Raw genomic sequence first — 19,624 nt, forward strand, 5'->3', positions numbered from 1 at the left:
GGAGTAAGAAATGAAAACAACTATATATGTAACAAGGCATGGTGAAACAGAGTGGAATGTAGCGAAGCGAATGCAGGGACGGAAAAATTCTGCTTTAACTGAAAATGGTATAGTTCAGGCGAAACAATTAGGGAATCGAATGAAAGATTTACCAATCCATGCGATCTATAGTAGTCCGAGCGAAAGAACACTTCATACGGCAGAGTTAATAAAAGGGGAACGTGATATACCCATTATAGCGGATGAGCATTTCTATGAAATTAACATGGGTATATGGGAAGGACAAACAATCACGGATATAGAAAAGCAATTTCCAGAAGAAGTACATCTGTTTTGGAATGAGCCACATCTTTTTCAGTCAACATCAGGCGAAAATTTTGAGGCCGTTTATGAAAGAGTAATTGAAGGGATGCAGCTTCTTTTAGAGAAGCATAAAGGACAAAACATATTGATTGTTTCTCATGCGGCAGCAGCAAAATTACTTATAGGGTATTTCGCGGGAATGGAAATAGAAAATGTGTGGGATGATCCATTTATGCATAGTGCCAGTTTGAGCATAATAGAATTTGAAGAGGGTATTGGTAAAGTGAAACAATTTGCAGATATAAGTCACTTTCAATAAATGTAAAAAAGGCCGCAAAACGGCCTTTTTTGGGTGGTATAAAAACTAGCAGTTACGTTTTTTATACCAGAAGTGATCGAATTTCTTATTTTTGCAAGATGGGAATTTATGTCCGCCTTTGCAATCATTCCATTTGTGTCCGCTATCGTGACAGTCTTTACCATGATCACATGAATCATCGCAAGAGTGACCGTGTCTGTTAGGGAAGAATTCGCATTTTTTACAGAAACTTCGTTTTGTCCAGAAAAATTTCTTTTCAAAGCGTATGCATTTTGTAATGAATGTACAATGTTTTCTGCGAGTACGTTTTGTAACTAATACGCATTCTTTTCTACGCGTTACTTTCGTAACGAACGTCCATTTTTGAACACGTACACGTGTACATTTCGTAACAAATGTCCATTTTTTTACGTGCGTACATTTTGTAACGAACGTACAATGTTTCACGCGAGTACATCTTGTTCTTGGACATTTACCCCCAGTTGTACATTTACATCCAGTTGTACAATGATGATGAGTGAATTTATCATCATCGCATTCAAAAGTACTTGGATCTTGGTGTAAGAAATCCTCCATCCCAGCACTTTTGATTTCTTCGACAGCTTTTCTAATATCACGTTTCATAGAAATCCTCCTTATCATGTATTAAAGTGAAAAGGTATTCTTTTTCCTTAACATGATATGTATGTAGGCATCTTTCTGAACAGGACAAGAGTGTAATTTTATATAAATAGATGATTGCGGATGTATGGACAAGAAAAGGCGCATACATTGAAGGAAGAGAACTGAGAAGGGATGAGAAAACATGCTGCCTTCATATGATTTTTTTGTTCATCCAATGTACTTAGTGGAATTGAAAAAGGACATTTGGTCAGATAGTCCAGTGCCAGCGAAATTAACTTATGGAAAAAAGAAGTATGATATTGATATCGTATACCGAGGAGCTCATATTCGCGAATTTGAGAAAAAGTCTTATCATGTTATGTTTTATAAGCCTAAAAAATTTCAAGGTGCGAAAGAGTTTCATTTGAATTCGGAGTTTATGGATCCGTCTCTCATACGAAATAAATTATCTTTAGATTTTTTTCATGATATTGGTGTACTTTCGCCAAAATCACAACATGTATTTATAAAAATTAATGGTCAAATTCAAGGTGTGTACTTACAGTTAGAATCGGTTGATGAAAATTTTTTAAAAAATAGAGGATTACCGAGTGGTTCTATTTATTATGCGATAGATGATGATGCGAATTTTTCATTAATGAGTGAACGAGATAAAGATGTTAAGACAGAGCTCTTTGCGGGTTATGAATTTAAATATTCGAATAAAAATAGTGAAGAACAACTGAGTGAATTTGTATTTCAAGCGAATACTTTGACGAGGGAAGCCTATGAAAAAGAAATTGGGAAGTTTCTACATGTAGATAAATATTTACGATGGTTAGCAGGAGTTATTTTTACGCAAAACTTTGATGGTTTCGTTCATAACTATGCACTATATCATAACGATGAAACAAATTTATTTGAAGTTATACCGTGGGATTATGATGCGACTTGGGGGCGAGATGTACAAGGGAGACCACTTAATCATGAATATATTCGCATTCAAGGGTATAATACGTTAAGTGCAAGATTGCTAGACATACCTGTATTTAGAAAGCAGTATCGAAGTATTTTGGAAGAAATATTAGAAAATCAATTCACAGTTTCGTTTATGAGGCCGAAAGTAGAAGGGTTGTGTGAATTGATTCGCCCATATTTACTACAAGATCCATACATGAAAGAAAAATTAGAAACATTTGATCAAGAGGCTGATATGATTTATGAATATATAAATAAAAGAAGAAAGTATATACAAGACCACTTACATGAATTGGATTAATTTTGAAAGAGATTGAAACGTTATCAATCTCTTTTTTTTGTATAATAAAGATGTATCAATAAAAATGAAGTAATATATTTGATAGAGAATGGGGATGCGGATATATGACGATTAAATGGATTGATTGGGTAAAACAAATACAATCTATAGCTCAAGCGGGTTTAACGTATTCTAAGGATGTGTATGATATTGAGCGTTTCCAGCAATTACGAGATATTTCTATTTCAATGATGTCACATTATACGAAAACAGATTGGGAAGTCGTAGAGAAATTATTTGCAAGTGAGACAGGCTATCAAACACCTAAAGTTGATATAAGAGCGGTTGTTTTTCAAAATGAAAAGTTATTATTTGTGAAAGAAAAAAGCGATGGGAAATGGGCATTGCCAGGTGGATGGGCTGATGTCGGTTATACGCCAACCGAAGTTGCAGCAAAAGAAGTTTTCGAAGAGACAGGTTATGAGGTAGATCATTTTAAGTTACTAGCTATATTTGATAAAGAAAAACATCAACCATCTCCATCGGCGACGCATGTATATAAGATTTTCATTGGATGCGAGATTATTGGTGGAGAAAAGAAAACTAGCATTGAAACAGAAGAGGTGGAGTTTTTTGGTGAAAATGAATTGCCTAATTTATCAATTGCTAGAAATACAGAAAACCAAATTAAAGAGATGTTTGCCTACATGAAAGACCCGCAGAAAGAGAAATTAATAGATTAATCCTGCTTGAATTGTACATATTGTTAAAATGAAGATATTGGCAGATTGCAGCCTTTATGTAATAATGGGATGGTATGTGAAGAAAAAAGGAGATAAAAAAGAACATGTTAGCAAACATAATAGATCAGTTATTGCAATTTTTTGCAAGCTTAGGTTACTTTGGAGTAGCTCTTGCTTTAATGATTGAAGTAATCCCGAGTGAAATTGTACTTTCGTATGCTGGCTTTTTAGTAGCGAATGGTAAAATTAGTTTTGTGGGTGCAGTTATCGCCGGAACGATTGGTGGTACTTTAGCGCAAATCTTTTTATACTGGCTTGGATACTACGGAGGGCGTCCGGTTGTAGAGAAATATGGGAAATATCTACTTATTAATAAACATCATTTAGACATAGCGGAAGGTTGGTTTAAGCGTTATGGAGCAGGCGTAATATTTTCTGCGCGCTTTATCCCAGTAGTACGTCATGCGATCTCTATTCCAGCAGGGCTAGCTAAGATGCCATTAAAACTATTTACACTTTATACGGTTGTAGCGATCATTCCATGGTCAATTCTATTTATATACTTAGGTGAAAAACTTGGTGGGAATTGGCGACAAATTAAAGAGTATGCATCTGATTACACACATTACATAATTATAGGAGCTGTTCTTTTTATTGCTCTATACTTTGGTTTAAAGTATTTCAAAAAGAAAAAAGCAGCGCGTTAAAGTCAATGATTTTTCATTGGCTTTTTTTGTTTGTTTCGGTTCTAAAGAAAAGGAGTTGTCCATAATGTGTAATAATAAAGCGTAGCGGAGGAATGTGATGAAAGGGTCACCGTTTATACGTGGAACGATATTTTTAACGATGGCAACGATGATATCAAAAATGTTAGGGTTTATATATGTTATACCATTTACAGCGATGGTCGGTACGAGTGGTTACGTTCTATACACATATGCATATCGTCCTTATACCATCATGCTCAGTATAGCAACAATGGGATTACCGCTAGCTGTTTCAAAGATGGTATCAAAATATGATCAACTGAATGATTATCATACGGTTAAGAGAGTGTTGAAAAGTGGAATCGTGTTTATGTTTATAATGGGAGTCATTTCGTGTTTTACGTTATATATGCTAGCTCCGCATTTAGCTAAACTTGTCATCGATGGGAATGATCAAACGGGGAATAGTGTAGGAGCGGTTACTATTAATATTCGAATTGTAAGTTTTGCGTTAATACTTGTGCCAGTAATGAGTTTATTAAGGGGCTTCTTTCAAGGATTCCAATCGATGGGGCCTTCTGCATTAAGTGTAGTTGTAGAGCAATTTTTTCGGGTTTTAACCATTTTAATAGGAAGCTTTGTCGTTTTATATGTTTTAAAAGCTTCTGTTTCGCTAGCGGTTGGTATTTCAACGTTCGGTGCATTTATGGGAGCTGTAGGTGGATTAACTGTTTTAAGTGCGTATTATATAAGAAGGAGAAGGCACTTAAAGAAAAAAGAGATGGAAAGTATACCACAAACAACGAAATCTTTTTTCTCATTGTATAAGGAGCTCTTTACATATTCTATTCCTTTTGTTGTGGTGGGCTTAGCAATTCCGTTGTATCAGACGATTGATACATTTACAATTAATAAACTACTTATACAAATAGGGTATATGCAAGGAGAAGCGGAAAAAATTAATGCGATAATTGGTCTTGTTCAAATGGTTGTGCTTATCCCGGTATCCGTTGCGACAGCTTTTAGTATGTCTCTCGTACCAGAGATGACGAAAGCTTACACAGCAGGAAATACGAAGCTATTGTACAAACATTTTACGAGAACAAATGTATTAGTAGTAGCAATTACGGTACCGGCGGCAATTGGAATGATGGTGTTAGCCAAACCTGTATATACTCTTTTATTCGGTGCTGGAAATGATCCAGAGATGGGGAGAATCATTTTACAGTATTATGCTCCTGCTTGCATACTATTTTCTCTTTTTACAGTAACGGCTGCTATGCTACAAGGAATCAATCAACAGCAGAAGACGGTGCTAGGACTAGTGATTGGAATTATTGTGAAGATAGTTTTAAATATTGTATTGCTTCCGTATTTCGATTATGTAAGTTTTATCATTTCAACATACGCGGGCTATACGATTTCAGTCGGGTTTAACTTGTGGATGCTTTCTAAATATGTTATAAAGGCAACATAAGCTTTTAAGGCAGAGAGCACTCTGTCTTTTTCTATGTTTATCCCGCTTTAACGGGCAGTGAGACCCTCACCGCACAATTCAGCGAAAGAAAAGAAGTTTGGTTGGGGGCGGATAACCCGTAAAAGCCCGATTTGTAAGGGCTAATAATTGGTGAGGATGAAGCCCCCCACTGATTAAAGTTTCACTTTATAATATTTTTCTTATAAAAACGTTTTCAAAATAATTTTTCTATTGAAATTTAAACGTATGTTTCATATGCTGAGAATGGCGGTTTAAAAACTGTGATTTAAGAGAGGTAGATTCCTACATGTAAAAAGAATCGGGGTGATAGTATGTTAAATATATATTTAACAGACCGAAACGGAAAACTACAAGAGATTGAGGAAATGCAAAAGGGGTGCTGGATTAATGTACTTCATCCAACAGAAGAAGAAATTCAATATCTAGTACAAACTTTAAATGTAGACTTAGATTTCATTAAAGACCCTTTGGATGATGAAGAACGCTCTCGTATTGAAAAGGAAGACAATAATACTTTAATTATCGTGGATATTCCGACAGTTAGACATGACGAAGAAGGAAATTCGATTTATGACACGATTCCAATAGGTATGATTGTGATGCCGGATTGTTTTGTTACAATCTGCTTAGAAGAGAATCCAATTTTTGAACGTTTTATTAATCAACGTATTAAAGAATTTTATACGTTTAAGAAGACGCGCTTTGCACTTCAGCTCTTATATACGATTTCTACTTATTATTTAAGATACTTAAAGCAAATAAATCGAAAAACAATTGATTTAGAGCATCAATTAAATCAGTCAATGAAAAATAAAGAGATTTTCACATTGTTAGGCCTTGAGAAAAGTTTAGTATACTTTACAACGTCATTAAAGGCTAATAAAATTGTAATTCAAAAGTTAATGCGTAATAGTACATTTTTAAAAATGTATGAAGACGATCAAGATTTATTAGAAGATGTATTAATTGAAAATAAACAGGCTATTGAAATGGCGGAAATATATAGTCACATTTTAAGTGGAATGATGAATACTTTTAGCTCCGTTATATCAAATAATTTAAATAGTGTTATGAAACTGTTAACGTCAATTACGATCATTTTATCTTTACCGACGATGGTTTCTAGTTTCTTTGGAATGAACGTAAAGGTTCCGTTTGAAGGGGAAGCCCACGGTTTTGTAATTGTACTCATCATATGTGTAACACTATCTTTCACGTTAGCTTTTGTTTTTTGGAAGAAACGTTACTTTTAACGATAAGAAAGCTGCTCTAGCATAGTTATATAACTACGCTAGAGCAGCTTTTTTGCTATGAAATCTCAAATTTTGAATAGAATATAACTTGTACAATGTAATGTATATAAAGGGTATGTATGCCATATAAACCTTGTTCAATTAATGAAATGGGGTTAAAATTACATATTGTTAATGAAAAGTTGGGGGAAATACATCATGGAATTGTTTCAATTACCGAAAGCATTCCTGCAAATGAATACAATTTTTATCTCCATATTGATCGAAGCACTTCCTTTCGTGCTCATTGGTGTATTTATTTCAGGATTCATTCAAATGTTCGTGACAGAAGATATGGTGGCAAAATGGATGCCGAAGAACCGATTTCTGTCTGTTTTATTAGCTACTTTTTTAGGTATGTTGTTTCCAGGTTGTGAATGTGGAATTGTTCCGATTGTAAGACGATTAATTGGAAAAGGCGTTCCACCATACGCAGGGATTGCATTTATGTTAACTGGACCTATTATTAATCCAGTTGTATTATTTGCTACTTATGTTGCCTTTGGGAGTAGTATGCACATGGTATGGTATCGTTCTATTGTAGCGATTATCGTAGCCATTATCGTTGGAATTATATTATCCTTTATGTTTAAAGAACATCAATTAAGAGATGATCACTTCCCAGAAGTGAATAATAAGCGTCCACTGCGTAAAAAAATGTGGGATGTATGTACACACGCTGTTGAGGAATTCTTCTCAATGGGAAAATATTTAGTACTAGGTGCGTTAATTGCAGCAGCGGTACAAACGTTTGTACAAACTTCAACACTTCTTGCTATTGGACAAGGTCCGTTTTCTTCATCAGCTGTTATGATGGGACTTGCTTATATATTATCACTTTGTTCAGAGGCAGATGCATTTATCGCTTCTTCGTTCCAAAGTACGTTTTCAACAGCTTCACTTGTCGCGTTCCTCGTTTACGGACCGATGGTGGATATTAAAAATATGTTTATGATGCTTGCGACATTTAAAACTAAATTTGTAATTGTTGTTATAGTTACAGTTACTCTTGTTGTTTATGCAAGCTCACTACTCATTTATGCGATGGGGTGGTAGGTTATGTTTCGAGCATATATATTATTAGGTTTTACAATATTAATTGCGCAGCTTCATATTTCCGGTAACATTACGAAGTATATCAATATGAAGTATGCCTATTTATCAACAACAGCAGCAATTATTTTAGGTTTCTTAACGATTATACAAATTATCGTCGTTTTCCAAAAAGAGCACCAAAAGGAAAAAGAGAAAAATGATTGCAGTTGTGACCATAGCCATTGCGGGCATGATCATTCAAAAGATGAGAATACATGGTGGAAAAAAGCATTTTCGTACTCCTTGTTTTGTTTTCCAATTATCTCAGGGTTATTTTTCCCAATTGCGACGTTAGATTCGGATATTGTTAAAGCGAAAGGATTTCACTTTCCTGTTGCACAAGCAGAAAGTAAGGATCCATTTATGACAAGACAATTTCTAAGACCTGATACGAGCATTTATTACGGGAAAGAAGGATACCGTGGTGTAATGGAAAAAGGGAAGAAAGAGTTTGTTACGAAAGACAATATTAATTTGAAAGATGAAGACTTCCTAAAGGGTATGGAAACAATTTATAATTATCCTGGCGAGTTTACTGGGAAAAAATTATCTTTTAAAGGGTTTGTTTTTAGGGATGATTCTTCTAAAAAAGAACAATACTTCTTATTCCGTTTCGGTATTATACATTGCGTAGCAGATTCTGGTGTGTATGGTATGTTAGTGAAAAAGCCAGAAGGCGTAGAGTGGAATAATGATGACTGGATTCAAGTAGAAGGAGAGATAACTACTGAGTTTTATCAGCCGTTTCATGCGAATATTCCTGTATTAGAAGTAACAAAATGGAATAAAGTTGAACAGCCGAAAGAACAATATGTATTTAGAGGAGCCGATTGATAAAATCGGTTCTTTTTTGTGGACTAAAAGTTCTGAATGTTGTTAATATTAAACGTGTAGTTCATTTAGTATAGTGATTATTGAAATATTAGGGATAAATCATTAAAGGGGTGATAACAATGACAGAAGTAAAGGGGAAAACAGCCAATGAGTCAAGGGTGTTCAAAACGAGCCGAGTATTCCCAACAGATTTAAATGATCATAACACGCTATTTGGTGGGAAGATATTAGCGGAGATGGATATGGTTGCTTCTATTTCAGCATCCAGACATTCGAGAAAGGAATGTGTCACAGCATCTATGGACTGGGTCGATTTCTTACATCCTGTTCGTTCTTCAGATTGTGTTAGTTATGAATCTTTCGTAATTTGGACGGGAAGAACTTCGATGGAAGTGTTTGTGAAGGTAGTAGCTGAAGATTTAATTTCAGGTGAGAAGCGTATAGCGGCAACGTCATTCGTTACTTTTGTGGCACTTAGTAAGGAAAATAATCCAGTTCCAGTACCGCGTGTTATCCCTGAAACAGAAGAAGAGAAAGAATTACATCGTATTGCTGTGTTACGTGCAGAACAGCGTCATATACGTAAGGCAGAGAGTAAGAAAGTAGCCACATTGTTAACCTTTTGAGATGAATATTTAGCCATTTAAGTTACTATAGCAGTCGGAAATGGTTTTAAAATGAAAAGCGGACACCTAAAAATAGGTGTCCGCTTTTATAGTTTTTTCATCCACATATCATATGACAGTAGCTACTTAGCAGAAGCAAGCAGCACCGACGATGATTAAGAGGATAAATAATACGACTAATAGCGCAAATCCATTACCATGTGCGAAGCCCATTGTTATTTCCTCCTTTTATTTTAAGATACAACATACAATATGCAAATGAGCTATTGTTTGATATGGACATATATCATGCAATGACATATTTTCTTGAATGATAATGTAATAAAAAAGGGAAGATATAGAAATAACAGTAAGTGGAGAAAGGAATTTATCCATGAAGCACTTTTTCGCTATAATCCTTTGTTTAATAGGTGTATTCATTTGGATGAACATCGATGTGGAAATGGGGAAGGAAATGGCTAGTGAATATGAATTAGGACAAGTTCGATTAGGTGAATTTCAATTATATACGAACGGTGAAGAGTTATATAGAAAATTATTTGAGGATATAAACGATGCAGAAAAGTATATATATATCCATTTTTATATTGTAGGAAAAGATGAAATAAGCCAAGAGTTTTTACAGTTATTAGAGAAAAAAGCATCTAGCGGAGTAGAAGTGAAATTGTCAGTCGATCGGATAGGTGGATATAAGCTGAAGAAAAAGGTAATTAGCCGATTAAAGGAAAACGGTGTGAAGTTTACATTTAGTAAAAAACCGAAACTGAAAAATGTGTTCTATTCTTTGCATCAACGGAATCATAGACGTATTGTTACGATAGATGGAAAGGTATCATACGTCGGTGGTTTTAATATCGGAAAGGAGTACCTTGGACAAAATCCAAAGTTTGGGCCATGGCGTGATTATCACGTGCGCATCCATGGTGAGGGTGCAGCGGATATGGAAAGAAAGTTCGCCGAAGATTGGAAAGAAGATACAGGAGAAAAAATGCCTATACATGAAAGTATACCTACATTAGGGAATGTGAAATATCAATATTTATTTTCAAATGGAAAAGGCTTATGGGAAAAGTATGGGGCACTTTTAAAAAAGGCTAAAAAGTCTTTAATTATCGCTACACCATATTTTGTACCAAGTAAAGAAATGGTGAAAGAGTTAAAAGCTGCATTAAATCGTGGTGTTAATGTGAAAATTCTCGTGCCATTTAAAAGTGATGCCATATTGTTAAAACAAGCTGCCTATCCATATTTGAAAGATATGTTACATGCTGGAGCGGAGATTTATCAATATCGAAATGGATTTTTTCATGGGAAAGTAACAATTATTGATGGAGAAATTGTTGATATTGGGACAGCGAATTTTGATAATAGAAGTTTTTATTTAAATTGTGAGTCTAACTGTATCATATATGATAAAACAGTTGTTGATGAAGTATGGAGTCGATTACAGGTAGACTTTCATAAATCAAAACGATTTTCTGAAGAAGATTTTGAGAAAATTAGTAGATGGGATTGGTTTTTAGCGAGAATAGCGAATGTTTTAGCATCATATTTATAGTATATGGACAAAAGAGAAGGGAGGCGCTTTAATGGACTGTATGAAAGAATTAATGAAATATAGTTATATGCTAATATACAAGGTTGGAGAGTATGCTGGAAAGGTCAGAGACGAAGAATTAAAAAATCTATTACAGCACCATTTACCATATATGTTACAAGCATATAATGAACAAGTAAATTTTCAAGAAGGAGAGAATGTGCAGCATATAACCTGTGAAACAATGGAGTTTGATTTGCATGAAATGGGAAAGGAAACAGTTAGTAAATATACAGGGGATATTCATATTGCAACCAGTTATATTGCGCATTTGAAACGATTAGCTTTAAAGTTTGCTCAAGTTGCAGTGGAAGTTGCTAACCCAGAGTTTCGCTCATTTTTGGAAAATTGTTTCCTGAAAATGAACCGTTACGCTTATAGTGTGTGGCAATATGTTATGAAGAAGGAATATAAGATTACACATCTATATGAAAATGAAAAATTTGCATGAGAAACTAAGGCGAAATGGTATGCGCCTTAGTTTTTTTACGTCCATTGAGAGAAAAAACTAGTTTTATTGTGTATCGATTGGAAATGAAATATATAAATTAAAATTAGGTTTTGTTATCGGAAAATTTACAAAAATTTACCGTATATTTACTGTTTTTCAATCTCTCCTTTAAAAATAGAGAGTAATATGAGGTTGTACATATTCTATCACAAGGAGGAAACGCAAATGAACAAATGGGTTAAATCATTAACTGCTATGGCACTTGCAAGTTCTTTATTAATGGTAGGTTGTAGTAAAGGTGAGGACAAGAAGAAAGAAGACGACACAACAACACAACAAGAGGACAAAAAGGATAAAGAAACAAGCGGAACCGAGAAGTCTACTGATTCTAAAGAAAAGAAATAAAGTAATAATAAAGCTTCCTCTTATATATGAGGAAGCTTTTTTGTTGTAAATTGACTGAGATTATTGAAAAATAGAAAGAGAATGAAAGAGGGGGAAAACAAATGAAAGTATGTATATTGGGAGCAACAGGACGAGTAGGTTCAAACATAATTAATTTAGCATTAAAGGATTCAGCTGAAGTGACTGCATTAGCGCGTGATTTAAATAGAATAGAAATACAACATGAAAGGTTAAGAGTGATAGAAGGGAATGTATTGAACGAAAATGATATAAAGAAAGCGATAGAAGGAAGTGATATAGTAATTAGTGCACTTGGAACGGATCAAAATGGAACATTAGCGAAGAGTATGCCACAAATTATAAAGAAAATGGAAGAAGATGGGGTTCGTAGGATCATAACAATAGGAACAGCTGGTATTTTACAAGCAAGAACAGATCTAAATTTATATCGTTTTCAATCAACGGAATCAAAAAGGAAAACGACAACGGCAGCGGAAGATCATTTGGCTGCATATAAGGTACTAAGTAATAGTAATAATTTATGTTGGACAGTTGTTTGTCCGACACATTTAATAGATGGTGAGGCGACAGAGGTATATCGAACTGAAAAAGATATATTGCCAGAGGGTGGATCAAAAATTACAGTGGGTGATACAGCACACTTTGCATGGGATCTATGTAAGAAAAATATATATGAAAATAGTCGAGTAGGTATTGCATATTAAAAAACCATCCCGAAGTCGGGATGGTTAAAAGATGATATAACACAAGAAGATGATAATCATAATGATTTGGAGAATTGCTTTCGCTACTGTACTGCTTAAAAAACCAACTACAGTAGCGACTCCAACTAGAAAAGCATCTTTTGGCGATTTTTTATGTACTAGTTCTGTTATAAATACTGATAAGAACGGTATGATAATAAGTCCGAATGGTGGGAAGAAGAACGAGCCGACAATGATAGAAATCATTCCGACACGTTCACCCCATTTAGAACTACCGTATTTTTTTAAGAAATATCCATTTGCAATAAAATCAGCAACGAAAATGAAAAGAGTGAAAATGACTTGAATAATCCAAAAAGAAGTTGTTAATTCGCCTCCATTTATACCGAAATGGTAAATCAAATATCCAGCCCAGACAGCTAGTATGCCAGGGATAATTGGATAAATAAAGGCGAGAAATGAAACAACGAAACAGGCAATGATACAAATTGTTAATAAAACAGTCACTTTATAGCTCCTTTTTAATATCTAGTTTATGTACAGCAACTTTTTTGACTTGATGTCCATCAAGTTCTAATACTTTAAATTGAAAACCAGCATATTCAATGGAATAGCCAGCTTCAATATTTAAGTCAACTGCTTGAGAGAGAAGCCATCCTCCGATTGTATCTAAATCACTATCATCAATATGTAGGCCAAACATATCATTTACTTCAGAAATAAGCACCTTTCCATCTAAAACAGTAAGCTTAGGTGTACGCTTTTCAATCATAGGTGATTCATCAGCATCGAATTCATCTTGAATTTCTCCAATGATTTCTTCAAGAATATCTTCCATCGTTAAAAGTCCGGCAGTACCACCATATTCATCCATAACGATTGCCATCTGAACGCGATTTTTTTGAAGGTGGACTAACGTTTTACGAATTGGAACTGTTTCAAATACAGTTAGAACAGGATGTATATAAGATTCAAGTGGTTTATAAATACCTTTCGTTTGATCATGGAATACTTCTTTCGTATTGATCATCCCAATGATATCATCTTTATCTTTTTCAATGATTGGATAGCGTGTATATTTTTCAGTAGCGACGATATCCATATTTTCTTCTAACGTATTTTCAGTAGACAAGCAAATCATTTCGGTACGAGGAACCATAATTTCTTTCGCAACTCGATCATCAAATTCAAAAATGTTATTTACATATTTATATTCGGTTTGGTTTATTTCACCGCTTTTAAAACTTTCACCTAAAATGAGTCGCAATTCCTCTTCAGAATGAGCAAGTTCACTTTCCTTCGCAGGTTCTAATCCGAGTAGTTTTGTGAAAAATATAGCTGTACTATTGAGTAGCCAAATGAATGGATACATAATTTTATCAAATAAAATAAGCGGTCTTGCAAATTTGAGTGTGATTGCTTCTGCTTTTTGAATTGCGAAAGACTTTGGAACTAATTCACCTAATACAACGTGGAAAAATGTAATAACACTAAAAGCAATAACAAAAGATAAAGTGTTAGCCATTGTTCCAGTAATATTAATTTTTTCAAAGAGCGGTCGTAGTATATGTTCCACAGTCGGTTCACCAAGCCAACCAAGCCCTAAAGAAGTGATTGTAATTCCGAGCTGACAAGCTGATAAATAAACATCTAAATTAGATAGGACGCTTCTTGCAGCTAAAGCTTGTTTATTACCTTCATTTGCAAGTTGGTCAATTCGACTTTTTCGTACTTTTACAACAGCGAATTCTGATGCAACGAAAAAACCAGAAATAAGAATAAGTACAAAGATGAGAAAAATATTTAATATGTCCAAGCGTGTTCTCCATTCCAAGGTCTGGAATAAAGATGTCACCTCCTGCAATTATGTTATACTTTTATAATAAATCCAAATGAAAAGAATAGTCAAAGGAAAAGGGTAAATATTGGTATGTTTCTGTAATAGTTTTTGAATTTGCTGTTATTTTGTCCGCTATACAAAAGGAATAACCCCCTACTTTTAGATTATAGAGGGTTATTTTAAATTAAGGTTTTGGAACACTTCTCGTTAAAGTGTATGACTGTTGCTTGGAGTAGTTTGTGGTCCATAGTGTTTGAAGGAAAGAAAGTATGCTATATGGGATATAGAGTAGTAATAAGCCGATTGTAACAATTATAGGTGAATTTCCGCCAAATTGAACGATAAATTGTAACAGTCCATTTGCATGAAAAACGCATTCCATAAAAACGAATGAAAGAATAATGGAACCTAAAATTGATTTATGATTTGAAGTAAGCGCTAAAAACAATGTGTCTACAAGAAAAGAATCATGTTTTATTTCATATTCATTTGTGTTTTTTAAGAAAGGAATCCATTTTTTTACTGCTTGCATAACGATAATCATGGAAGTACTACATACGATGATAAATGATGAGTAGTAAGGAAGGTTTATAAATTGTGCGATGTATAGAAGTAGTAATAAGACTGAACATTGTAATACTACAGTGCAAAAAGAGTAAGGTATCCATTTCAATACAGTAGTAAACTTTTTAAACGAGTTAGGTACTTTGAAAAATAAATGGCCGATACCCAAACTTATGAAAAATCCGATCGCAAGGGTAAAAGTAAAACGAACAATCGATATAAAATATATTTCCCATATGTAAGGGAATAATGGTGTTGAATGATTAGAAGTATGTATCATTTGGTTTGCTGAGAAAAAGATAGATTCATGCATCCAATCAACCTTTGGAATTGATATAGAAGAAAGCTGTGCGAAGTTTTGAAAAATGCTAATAAATCCATTTTGATAGGAGTAATTGTGTGTAATAAAAAGAGCTGGAATAGGACTTATGGCAAAAATAAAAATAACACCAATTATAAATTTACATATATGTGAGCGTAATAAGGACATATAACCACCTACTCTTAGAATATTCAGAAAATTCTTATTCTTATTTTAGCTTTTTTTGAAAGAAGTTACAATATATTTTTCATTTAGTAATTCAGAGAGAAGATTTGATAGCAAAAATATACAAGTGAAGGATTCATGAATAAATTATGACAAGAAAATGAATAATTTTCAGAAAAATAAAATAAATCATTTATTTTTTTCTGAAAATATAATATAGTTATGGCACAGAAAGTATTTTAACATAAGGAGGCTTTTTATGAGGATTAAAGGGAATTACGTGCCGAAAAGGGAAGTTTTACTGTGCTCAAGTTCGATTACGATTGGGGAAGCGTTAGAGCATTTAAATAAAACGGGGTATCGTTGTGTACCAGTTTTAGATGAAAAAAAAGAGAAATTTTTAGGGAATATATATAAAGTAGATATTTTAGAATATAAAGGATCACTTGATGAGAGTGTAATACAATTATTAAACGATAAAGAAGGATTTGTGAGAGAAGATTCATCTTTCTTTAAAGTATTTTTTACAATAAAAAAATTGCCTTATTTATCAGTAGTTGATGAAAAAGGGGTTTTCCTTGGAATTTTAACGCATAAAAAAGTTTTTGAGTTATTAGAGGATGCATGGGGCGTTCACTCTAGTAAATACTCTGTCATGATTGGAACGCAAGACTATAATGGAGCAATCCAAAAATTATCGACAGTTTTAAAGAAATACACTGGTATTCAAAGTTTGATGACTTTTGATAATGATGCCTTATTAGTTCGTAGAATTATGTTTACATTAGGAGAAGAGTTTAACGACGGTGAATTAGAGACATTATTGAAAGATTTAGAAGATCACGGATTTAGAGTTGTGTATGTGGAAGAGATGAAAAATCCACGTGAAGTTGAAACCATAGAGTAACATACAAAAGCCATCTAATTATATATTAGATGGCTTTTGTATGTTACGTGTATAAAGTTATTTGAAAATAACAATCGAATAATAGGTGAGATTGTAACAATATTTGTGTAAGAGAATAAAAAATGTAGATAATTTCGATTTTCAAAAAAATCAATTTGAAAATATGTTTTTATTTTGCAACTAAATATGTTACTATATGTGTGATAAAAACAAAGAGGTCTGACATCTACACTCCACGTAATAACACTCTAATGATTTGAAAATTCAAAAAAATCAAAATTAAAAATAATAATTGTATTAATGATTAGAGTAAAAATAAGGGGAATGGAGAAATTATGGAGAAAGACACTGCTTTGTAAGGGGCATATTTTATCATCTTGAGCAGAGAGGAGGATGCATAGCATATTGTAAAATATAGAGATAAACAGTGAAAAAGTGCTATGCAAATGAAGAGCATGAAGGGACGTTTAAGGCCAGGTGATACGGTAGCAATTGGTTTAATGCTATTTGCATTATTTTTAGGAGCAGGAAATTTAATTTTTCCGCCAGTTTTAGGTCAACAAGCAGGAGAGAATGTTTGGATTGCTACAATAGGATTCCTTGTAACGGGAGTCGGATTACCCCTACTAGCTGTAACAGCTGTCGCGTTTGTAGAGGGGGACTTGAAAGCGCTATCTTCTAGAGTTCACCCTATATTTGCGTTTATTTTCCCATTGATTAGTTATTTAGCAATTGGACCATTTTTCGCGATTCCTCGTACTGGAGCTGTTTCGTTTGAAATGGGTATGAAGCCGTTTTTATCAGAGGCAATGGTTTCAGAGTGGTACATGCTATTTCTTTTCACGATAGTTTTCTTCGGAATAACGTGGTATTTATCATTAAATCCATCTAAATTAGTGGATTGGTTCGGAAAGTTTCTTACACCATTATTAGTATTAATTGTCGCTGTTATTGTCGGAAAGGCAATTATTGATCCAATTGGAGAGCCAGCTGCGCCGTTAGCTGCTTACAAAGAAAATGCTTTCTTTGGTGGATTTATTCAAGGATATTTAACGATGGATGCAATTAGCGCGCTCGTATTCGGAATTGTCGTTGTACAAGTTATCCGCTCTAAAGGGATAAAAGAGAGTAGTCAAATTGCAAAAATAACAGTAGTATCAGGTATTATTGCTGTACTTGGTTTAACGTTAATTTATTTATCACTTGCTTATCTTGGTTCAACAAGTACATCACTTGGTATCTCAGAAAACGGTGGCCTTATTTTAACGAATGTTGTAAATGAGCTATATGGGACGAGTGGTAAAATTTTATTAGGGCTTGTTATTATACTCGCTTGTTTAACAACTTCTGTTGGGTTAACATCTGCGTGTGCAGGTTTCTTTACAAACTTATTCCCAAAACTTTCGCATAAAACGATTGTAACAATGGTATGTGTATTTAGTTTAATTGTATCTAACCTAGGTTTAACACAATTAATCGCAGTAACATTACCTGTGTTAATGATCATTTATCCAGTTGCAATTGTATTAATCGTACTTTCGTATTTCCATAAGTGGATTGGGAAGCGTAATACAATTTATATTGGAGCTATTTTAGGTGCATTGTTAATTAGTTTCTTTAACGGTTTAGAAAGTGCGAAAATTAAAATTGACGCGATTTCTAATGTACTACAAATGTTACCGTTATATAACGAAGGAATCGGATGGTTAATTCCATCATGTATTGGCGGGATTCTTGGTTTCTTCTTCTATAAATCAAATGAATCAAGTGAATTACAAAAGAAAGGTGCTTAGGCACCTTTCTTTTTTTGAAGGGGATTTTTGTATTTTGTCTAAGTAATAATTGGGGGGAATGATAAATGGCTAATTTTGAAGATTTTTTAAATTTGGATTTGAGAATTGGAACTGTAATACATGCAGAGGAATTTAAAGAAGCGAGAGTACCAGCGATTAAACTAGCAATAGATTTTGGAGAAATCGGGATAAAGCAGTCAAGTGCTCAAATTACGAAAAGGTATATTCCAGAAGATTTAATCGGTCAACAAATCGTTGCTGTTGTAAACTTTCCACCAAAGCGTGTAGCTGGATTCAAATCAGAAGTGCTTGTGCTTGGTGGTGTTCCTGAAGCTGATGATGTTGTGTTACTTCAGCCTAATATGGAATTGCCAAATGGAACAAAAATTAGCTAGGGTGAAGGTAGGGGCTAATATGGATATCGGACGTGAATATTTGCAATGTGCGATTTCGAACTTTAAAGCAACAAAGAAACAAGGGGAACGGGCACTTTCTCAATTATCATATGAACAAATACAATGGTCTTCTCATGAAGAAACAAATAGTATAGCGATTATTATTAAGCATCTGCACGGTAATATGCGTTCTAGATGGACGGATTTTTTAACGTCTGATGGTGAAAAAACAGATCGTAATCGAGATGGTGAATTTGAAGGATGCTATCATTCAAAAGAAGAAACCCTTATAGCTTGGCAAGAAGGATGGAAATATGTTTTTAATACGATGAATACTTTAACGCCGGAACACTTATTGAAGACGGTATACATTCGCGGTGAAGCACATACTGTCATGCAAGCAATTGAAAGGCAAATTTCTCATTATGCATTGCATATTGGTCAGATTATTTACATTGGGAAGATGTTAAAAGAAAATGAGTGGGAATGTTTAAGTATTCCGAGAGGTCAGTCTGCGCGTTATGTAGAGAAAAAACGTTCAACATAATAATAAGAAAGAAACCGATAAAAAATAGGAAAAAAGAAAGTCAGCCAAATAATAGATGGTTCTGTAATCATAAGAATACTGCCAAAAATAAGTCCATATATAATAAGAAAGAAATTGAAAAGTGTATTCACAGGGAGAAATCGTGAGATAAACACTTGCTGTCGTTTAAAACAATCACTGTGAAATAAATAAAAGCGGAAGTACCATGTGGCTGTAATAAGGTCTTTCTTTCTCACAATTCTTTTTTTGCATGTATGACAGATAAATGGTGGTTGCATTTCATTACGCTCCATTTTTTATTTTCATAATAATGTGAGACAAAAGTAGGTACAAAGTGTATGTTCCTATATACGCTCCTGCAATAAGGAAAAATGGATTCAGTAAAATTCCATGAATGCTCGTCATGAAAACTAAATCTTGTATTAAAACATCGTATATATTAATGGAAATAATTGTACCAAGTACATATAGTGCCAAGTACGCAGAAATATGTAGCACAATAGAGATTTTTGGTTGCTTAGCGGACAAATAAAAAATGAATGATAGAGCGATTGGTAATATTCCTATTAATAGCTTCAATTCATTTCACCTCATTAACAATATAGCCGAAATTTTAACGGTCTATTCTCTAGGGC

At 33.9% G+C, this 19,624-nt stretch carries 24 protein-coding genes; 17 read left to right on the forward strand and 7 right to left on the reverse strand.

The genetic code is table 11. From position 1 onward, the window contains the following. Positions 1-10 precede the first annotated feature (10 nt). Positions 11-622, forward strand: a complete 612-nt coding sequence (locus tag GD442_RS09575; RefSeq protein WP_000858834.1) for a phosphoserine phosphatase 1 — start codon at positions 11-13, stop codon at positions 620-622. 45 nt (positions 623-667) lie between these two features. Here GD442_RS09575 and exsB read toward each other — a convergent pair whose 3' ends face one another. After that, positions 668-1,246, reverse strand: coding sequence for an exosporium protein ExsB (exsB, locus tag GD442_RS09580; protein WP_000817498.1), 579 nt, complete (start codon positions 1,244-1,246; stop codon positions 668-670). Between the two features lie 181 nt (positions 1,247-1,427). Here exsB and cotH point away from each other — a divergent pair, with 181 nt between their 5' ends. The 8 genes from cotH to GD442_RS09620 all read left to right on the forward strand — a co-directional run bounded on the left by cotH (position 1,428) and on the right by GD442_RS09620 (position 9,278). Then, positions 1,428-2,504, forward strand: coding sequence for a spore coat protein CotH (cotH, locus tag GD442_RS09585; protein WP_000938001.1), 1,077 nt, complete (start codon positions 1,428-1,430; stop codon positions 2,502-2,504). Between the two features lie 104 nt (positions 2,505-2,608). Further along, positions 2,609-3,226: an NUDIX hydrolase N-terminal domain-containing protein gene (locus GD442_RS09590; protein ID WP_000153585.1), complete on the forward strand. Its 618-nt coding sequence runs from the start codon at positions 2,609-2,611 to the stop codon at positions 3,224-3,226. 104 nt (positions 3,227-3,330) lie between these two features. Further along, on the forward strand, positions 3,331-3,933 hold the full coding sequence (gene uptA / locus GD442_RS09595) for an undecaprenyl phosphate transporter UptA (protein ID WP_000880691.1): 603 nt from the start codon (positions 3,331-3,333) through the stop codon (positions 3,931-3,933). A 97-nt stretch (positions 3,934-4,030) separates the two neighbouring features. Further along, positions 4,031-5,410 carry a putative polysaccharide biosynthesis protein gene (locus GD442_RS09600; RefSeq protein ID WP_000678840.1) on the forward strand — a complete coding sequence of 460 codons (1,380 nt, stop codon included), beginning with the start codon at positions 4,031-4,033 and terminating at the stop codon, positions 5,408-5,410. Positions 5,411-5,742: 332 nt separating this feature from the next. After that, positions 5,743-6,684 (forward strand): magnesium transporter CorA family protein, encoded by a 942-nt coding sequence (locus tag GD442_RS09605; RefSeq protein WP_000932389.1) that lies wholly within the window; start codon positions 5,743-5,745, stop codon positions 6,682-6,684. Positions 6,685-6,882: 198 nt separating this feature from the next. Beyond that, positions 6,883-7,779 carry a permease gene (locus GD442_RS09610; protein WP_000418716.1) on the forward strand — a complete coding sequence of 299 codons (897 nt, stop codon included), beginning with the start codon at positions 6,883-6,885 and terminating at the stop codon, positions 7,777-7,779. Positions 7,780-7,782: 3 nt separating this feature from the next. After that, complete coding sequence (locus GD442_RS09615; RefSeq protein ID WP_000488043.1) at positions 7,783-8,652, forward strand: TIGR03943 family putative permease subunit; 870 nt, start codon at positions 7,783-7,785, stop codon at positions 8,650-8,652. A 119-nt stretch (positions 8,653-8,771) separates the two neighbouring features. Further along, entirely contained in the window at positions 8,772-9,278 is a 507-nt protein-coding gene (locus GD442_RS09620; RefSeq protein WP_000141164.1) for an acyl-CoA thioesterase, read from the forward strand. A 126-nt stretch (positions 9,279-9,404) separates the two neighbouring features. Here the strand turns inward: GD442_RS09620 and GD442_RS09625 are convergent, their stop codons facing one another. After that, complete coding sequence (locus tag GD442_RS09625; protein WP_000505094.1) at positions 9,405-9,491, reverse strand: YjcZ family sporulation protein; 87 nt, start codon at positions 9,489-9,491, stop codon at positions 9,405-9,407. 160 nt (positions 9,492-9,651) lie between these two features. Here GD442_RS09625 and cls point away from each other — a divergent pair, with 160 nt between their 5' ends. The 4 genes from cls (at position 9,652) to GD442_RS09645 (ending at position 12,456) form a co-directional block, all read left to right on the forward strand. Continuing rightward, complete coding sequence (gene cls, locus GD442_RS09630) at positions 9,652-10,836, forward strand: cardiolipin synthase (RefSeq protein WP_002023919.1); 1,185 nt, start codon at positions 9,652-9,654, stop codon at positions 10,834-10,836. Between the two features lie 31 nt (positions 10,837-10,867). Next, the gene (locus tag GD442_RS09635) at positions 10,868-11,326 is read left to right on the forward strand and encodes a spore coat protein (protein WP_000340527.1); all 459 of its coding nucleotides are present in this window, start codon (positions 10,868-10,870) and stop codon (positions 11,324-11,326) included. A gap of 225 nt (positions 11,327-11,551) precedes the next feature. Beyond that, complete coding sequence (locus GD442_RS09640) at positions 11,552-11,731, forward strand: hypothetical protein (protein WP_001045960.1); 180 nt, start codon at positions 11,552-11,554, stop codon at positions 11,729-11,731. A gap of 101 nt (positions 11,732-11,832) precedes the next feature. Next, on the forward strand, positions 11,833-12,456 hold the full coding sequence (locus GD442_RS09645; RefSeq protein ID WP_000861645.1) for an NAD(P)-dependent oxidoreductase: 624 nt from the start codon (positions 11,833-11,835) through the stop codon (positions 12,454-12,456). Between the two features lie 24 nt (positions 12,457-12,480). Here the strand turns inward: GD442_RS09645 and GD442_RS09650 are convergent, their stop codons facing one another. The 3 genes from GD442_RS09650 to GD442_RS09660 all read right to left on the reverse strand — a co-directional run bounded on the left by GD442_RS09650 (position 12,481) and on the right by GD442_RS09660 (position 15,350). Continuing rightward, positions 12,481-12,963 carry a DUF456 domain-containing protein gene (locus GD442_RS09650; RefSeq protein ID WP_000217339.1) on the reverse strand — a complete coding sequence of 161 codons (483 nt, stop codon included), beginning with the start codon at positions 12,961-12,963 and terminating at the stop codon, positions 12,481-12,483. A 1-nt stretch (position 12,964) separates the two neighbouring features. After that, positions 12,965-14,272, reverse strand: a complete 1,308-nt coding sequence (locus GD442_RS09655) for a hemolysin family protein (RefSeq protein WP_000353738.1) — start codon at positions 14,270-14,272, stop codon at positions 12,965-12,967. A 208-nt stretch (positions 14,273-14,480) separates the two neighbouring features. Next, positions 14,481-15,350: a hypothetical protein gene (locus GD442_RS09660; RefSeq protein ID WP_000055265.1), complete on the reverse strand. Its 870-nt coding sequence runs from the start codon at positions 15,348-15,350 to the stop codon at positions 14,481-14,483. Between the two features lie 256 nt (positions 15,351-15,606). On the opposite strand from GD442_RS09660, the gene cbpA reads away from it, so the two are divergent. The 4 genes from cbpA to GD442_RS09680 all read left to right on the forward strand — a co-directional run bounded on the left by cbpA (position 15,607) and on the right by GD442_RS09680 (position 18,989). Beyond that, on the forward strand, positions 15,607-16,254 hold the full coding sequence (cbpA, locus tag GD442_RS09665; RefSeq protein ID WP_001220526.1) for a cyclic di-AMP binding protein CbpA: 648 nt from the start codon (positions 15,607-15,609) through the stop codon (positions 16,252-16,254). A gap of 455 nt (positions 16,255-16,709) precedes the next feature. After that, on the forward strand, positions 16,710-18,047 hold the full coding sequence (gene brnQ4 / locus GD442_RS09670) for a branched-chain amino acid transport system II carrier protein BrnQ4 (protein ID WP_011110049.1): 1,338 nt from the start codon (positions 16,710-16,712) through the stop codon (positions 18,045-18,047). A 65-nt stretch (positions 18,048-18,112) separates the two neighbouring features. Next, complete coding sequence (gene csaA, locus GD442_RS09675; protein WP_001263013.1) at positions 18,113-18,442, forward strand: chaperone CsaA; 330 nt, start codon at positions 18,113-18,115, stop codon at positions 18,440-18,442. Next, a complete protein-coding gene (locus GD442_RS09680) occupies positions 18,423-18,989 on the forward strand; it encodes a DUF1572 domain-containing protein (RefSeq protein ID WP_000435830.1) in 567 nt (188 codons plus the stop codon). Before csaA ends, GD442_RS09680 begins: the two co-directional genes overlap by 20 nt. Here GD442_RS09680 and GD442_RS09685 read toward each other — a convergent pair. Both GD442_RS09685 and GD442_RS09690 read right to left on the reverse strand, forming a co-directional pair. Beyond that, positions 18,962-19,267, reverse strand: coding sequence for a hypothetical protein (locus tag GD442_RS09685; RefSeq protein ID WP_002164560.1), 306 nt, complete (start codon positions 19,265-19,267; stop codon positions 18,962-18,964). The two genes, GD442_RS09680 and GD442_RS09685, sit on opposite strands and share 28 nt — an antisense overlap. Positions 19,268-19,271: 4 nt before the next feature. Continuing rightward, complete coding sequence (locus GD442_RS09690) at positions 19,272-19,568, reverse strand: hypothetical protein (RefSeq protein WP_000770738.1); 297 nt, start codon at positions 19,566-19,568, stop codon at positions 19,272-19,274. Between the last annotated feature and the right edge of the window lie 56 nt (positions 19,569-19,624).

Origin of the sequence: Bacillus sp. A260 (assembly GCF_009861435.1) — a bacterium.
In the GTDB taxonomy this organism is placed as follows: Bacteria; Bacillota; Bacilli; order Bacillales; family Bacillaceae_G; genus Bacillus_A; species Bacillus_A cereus.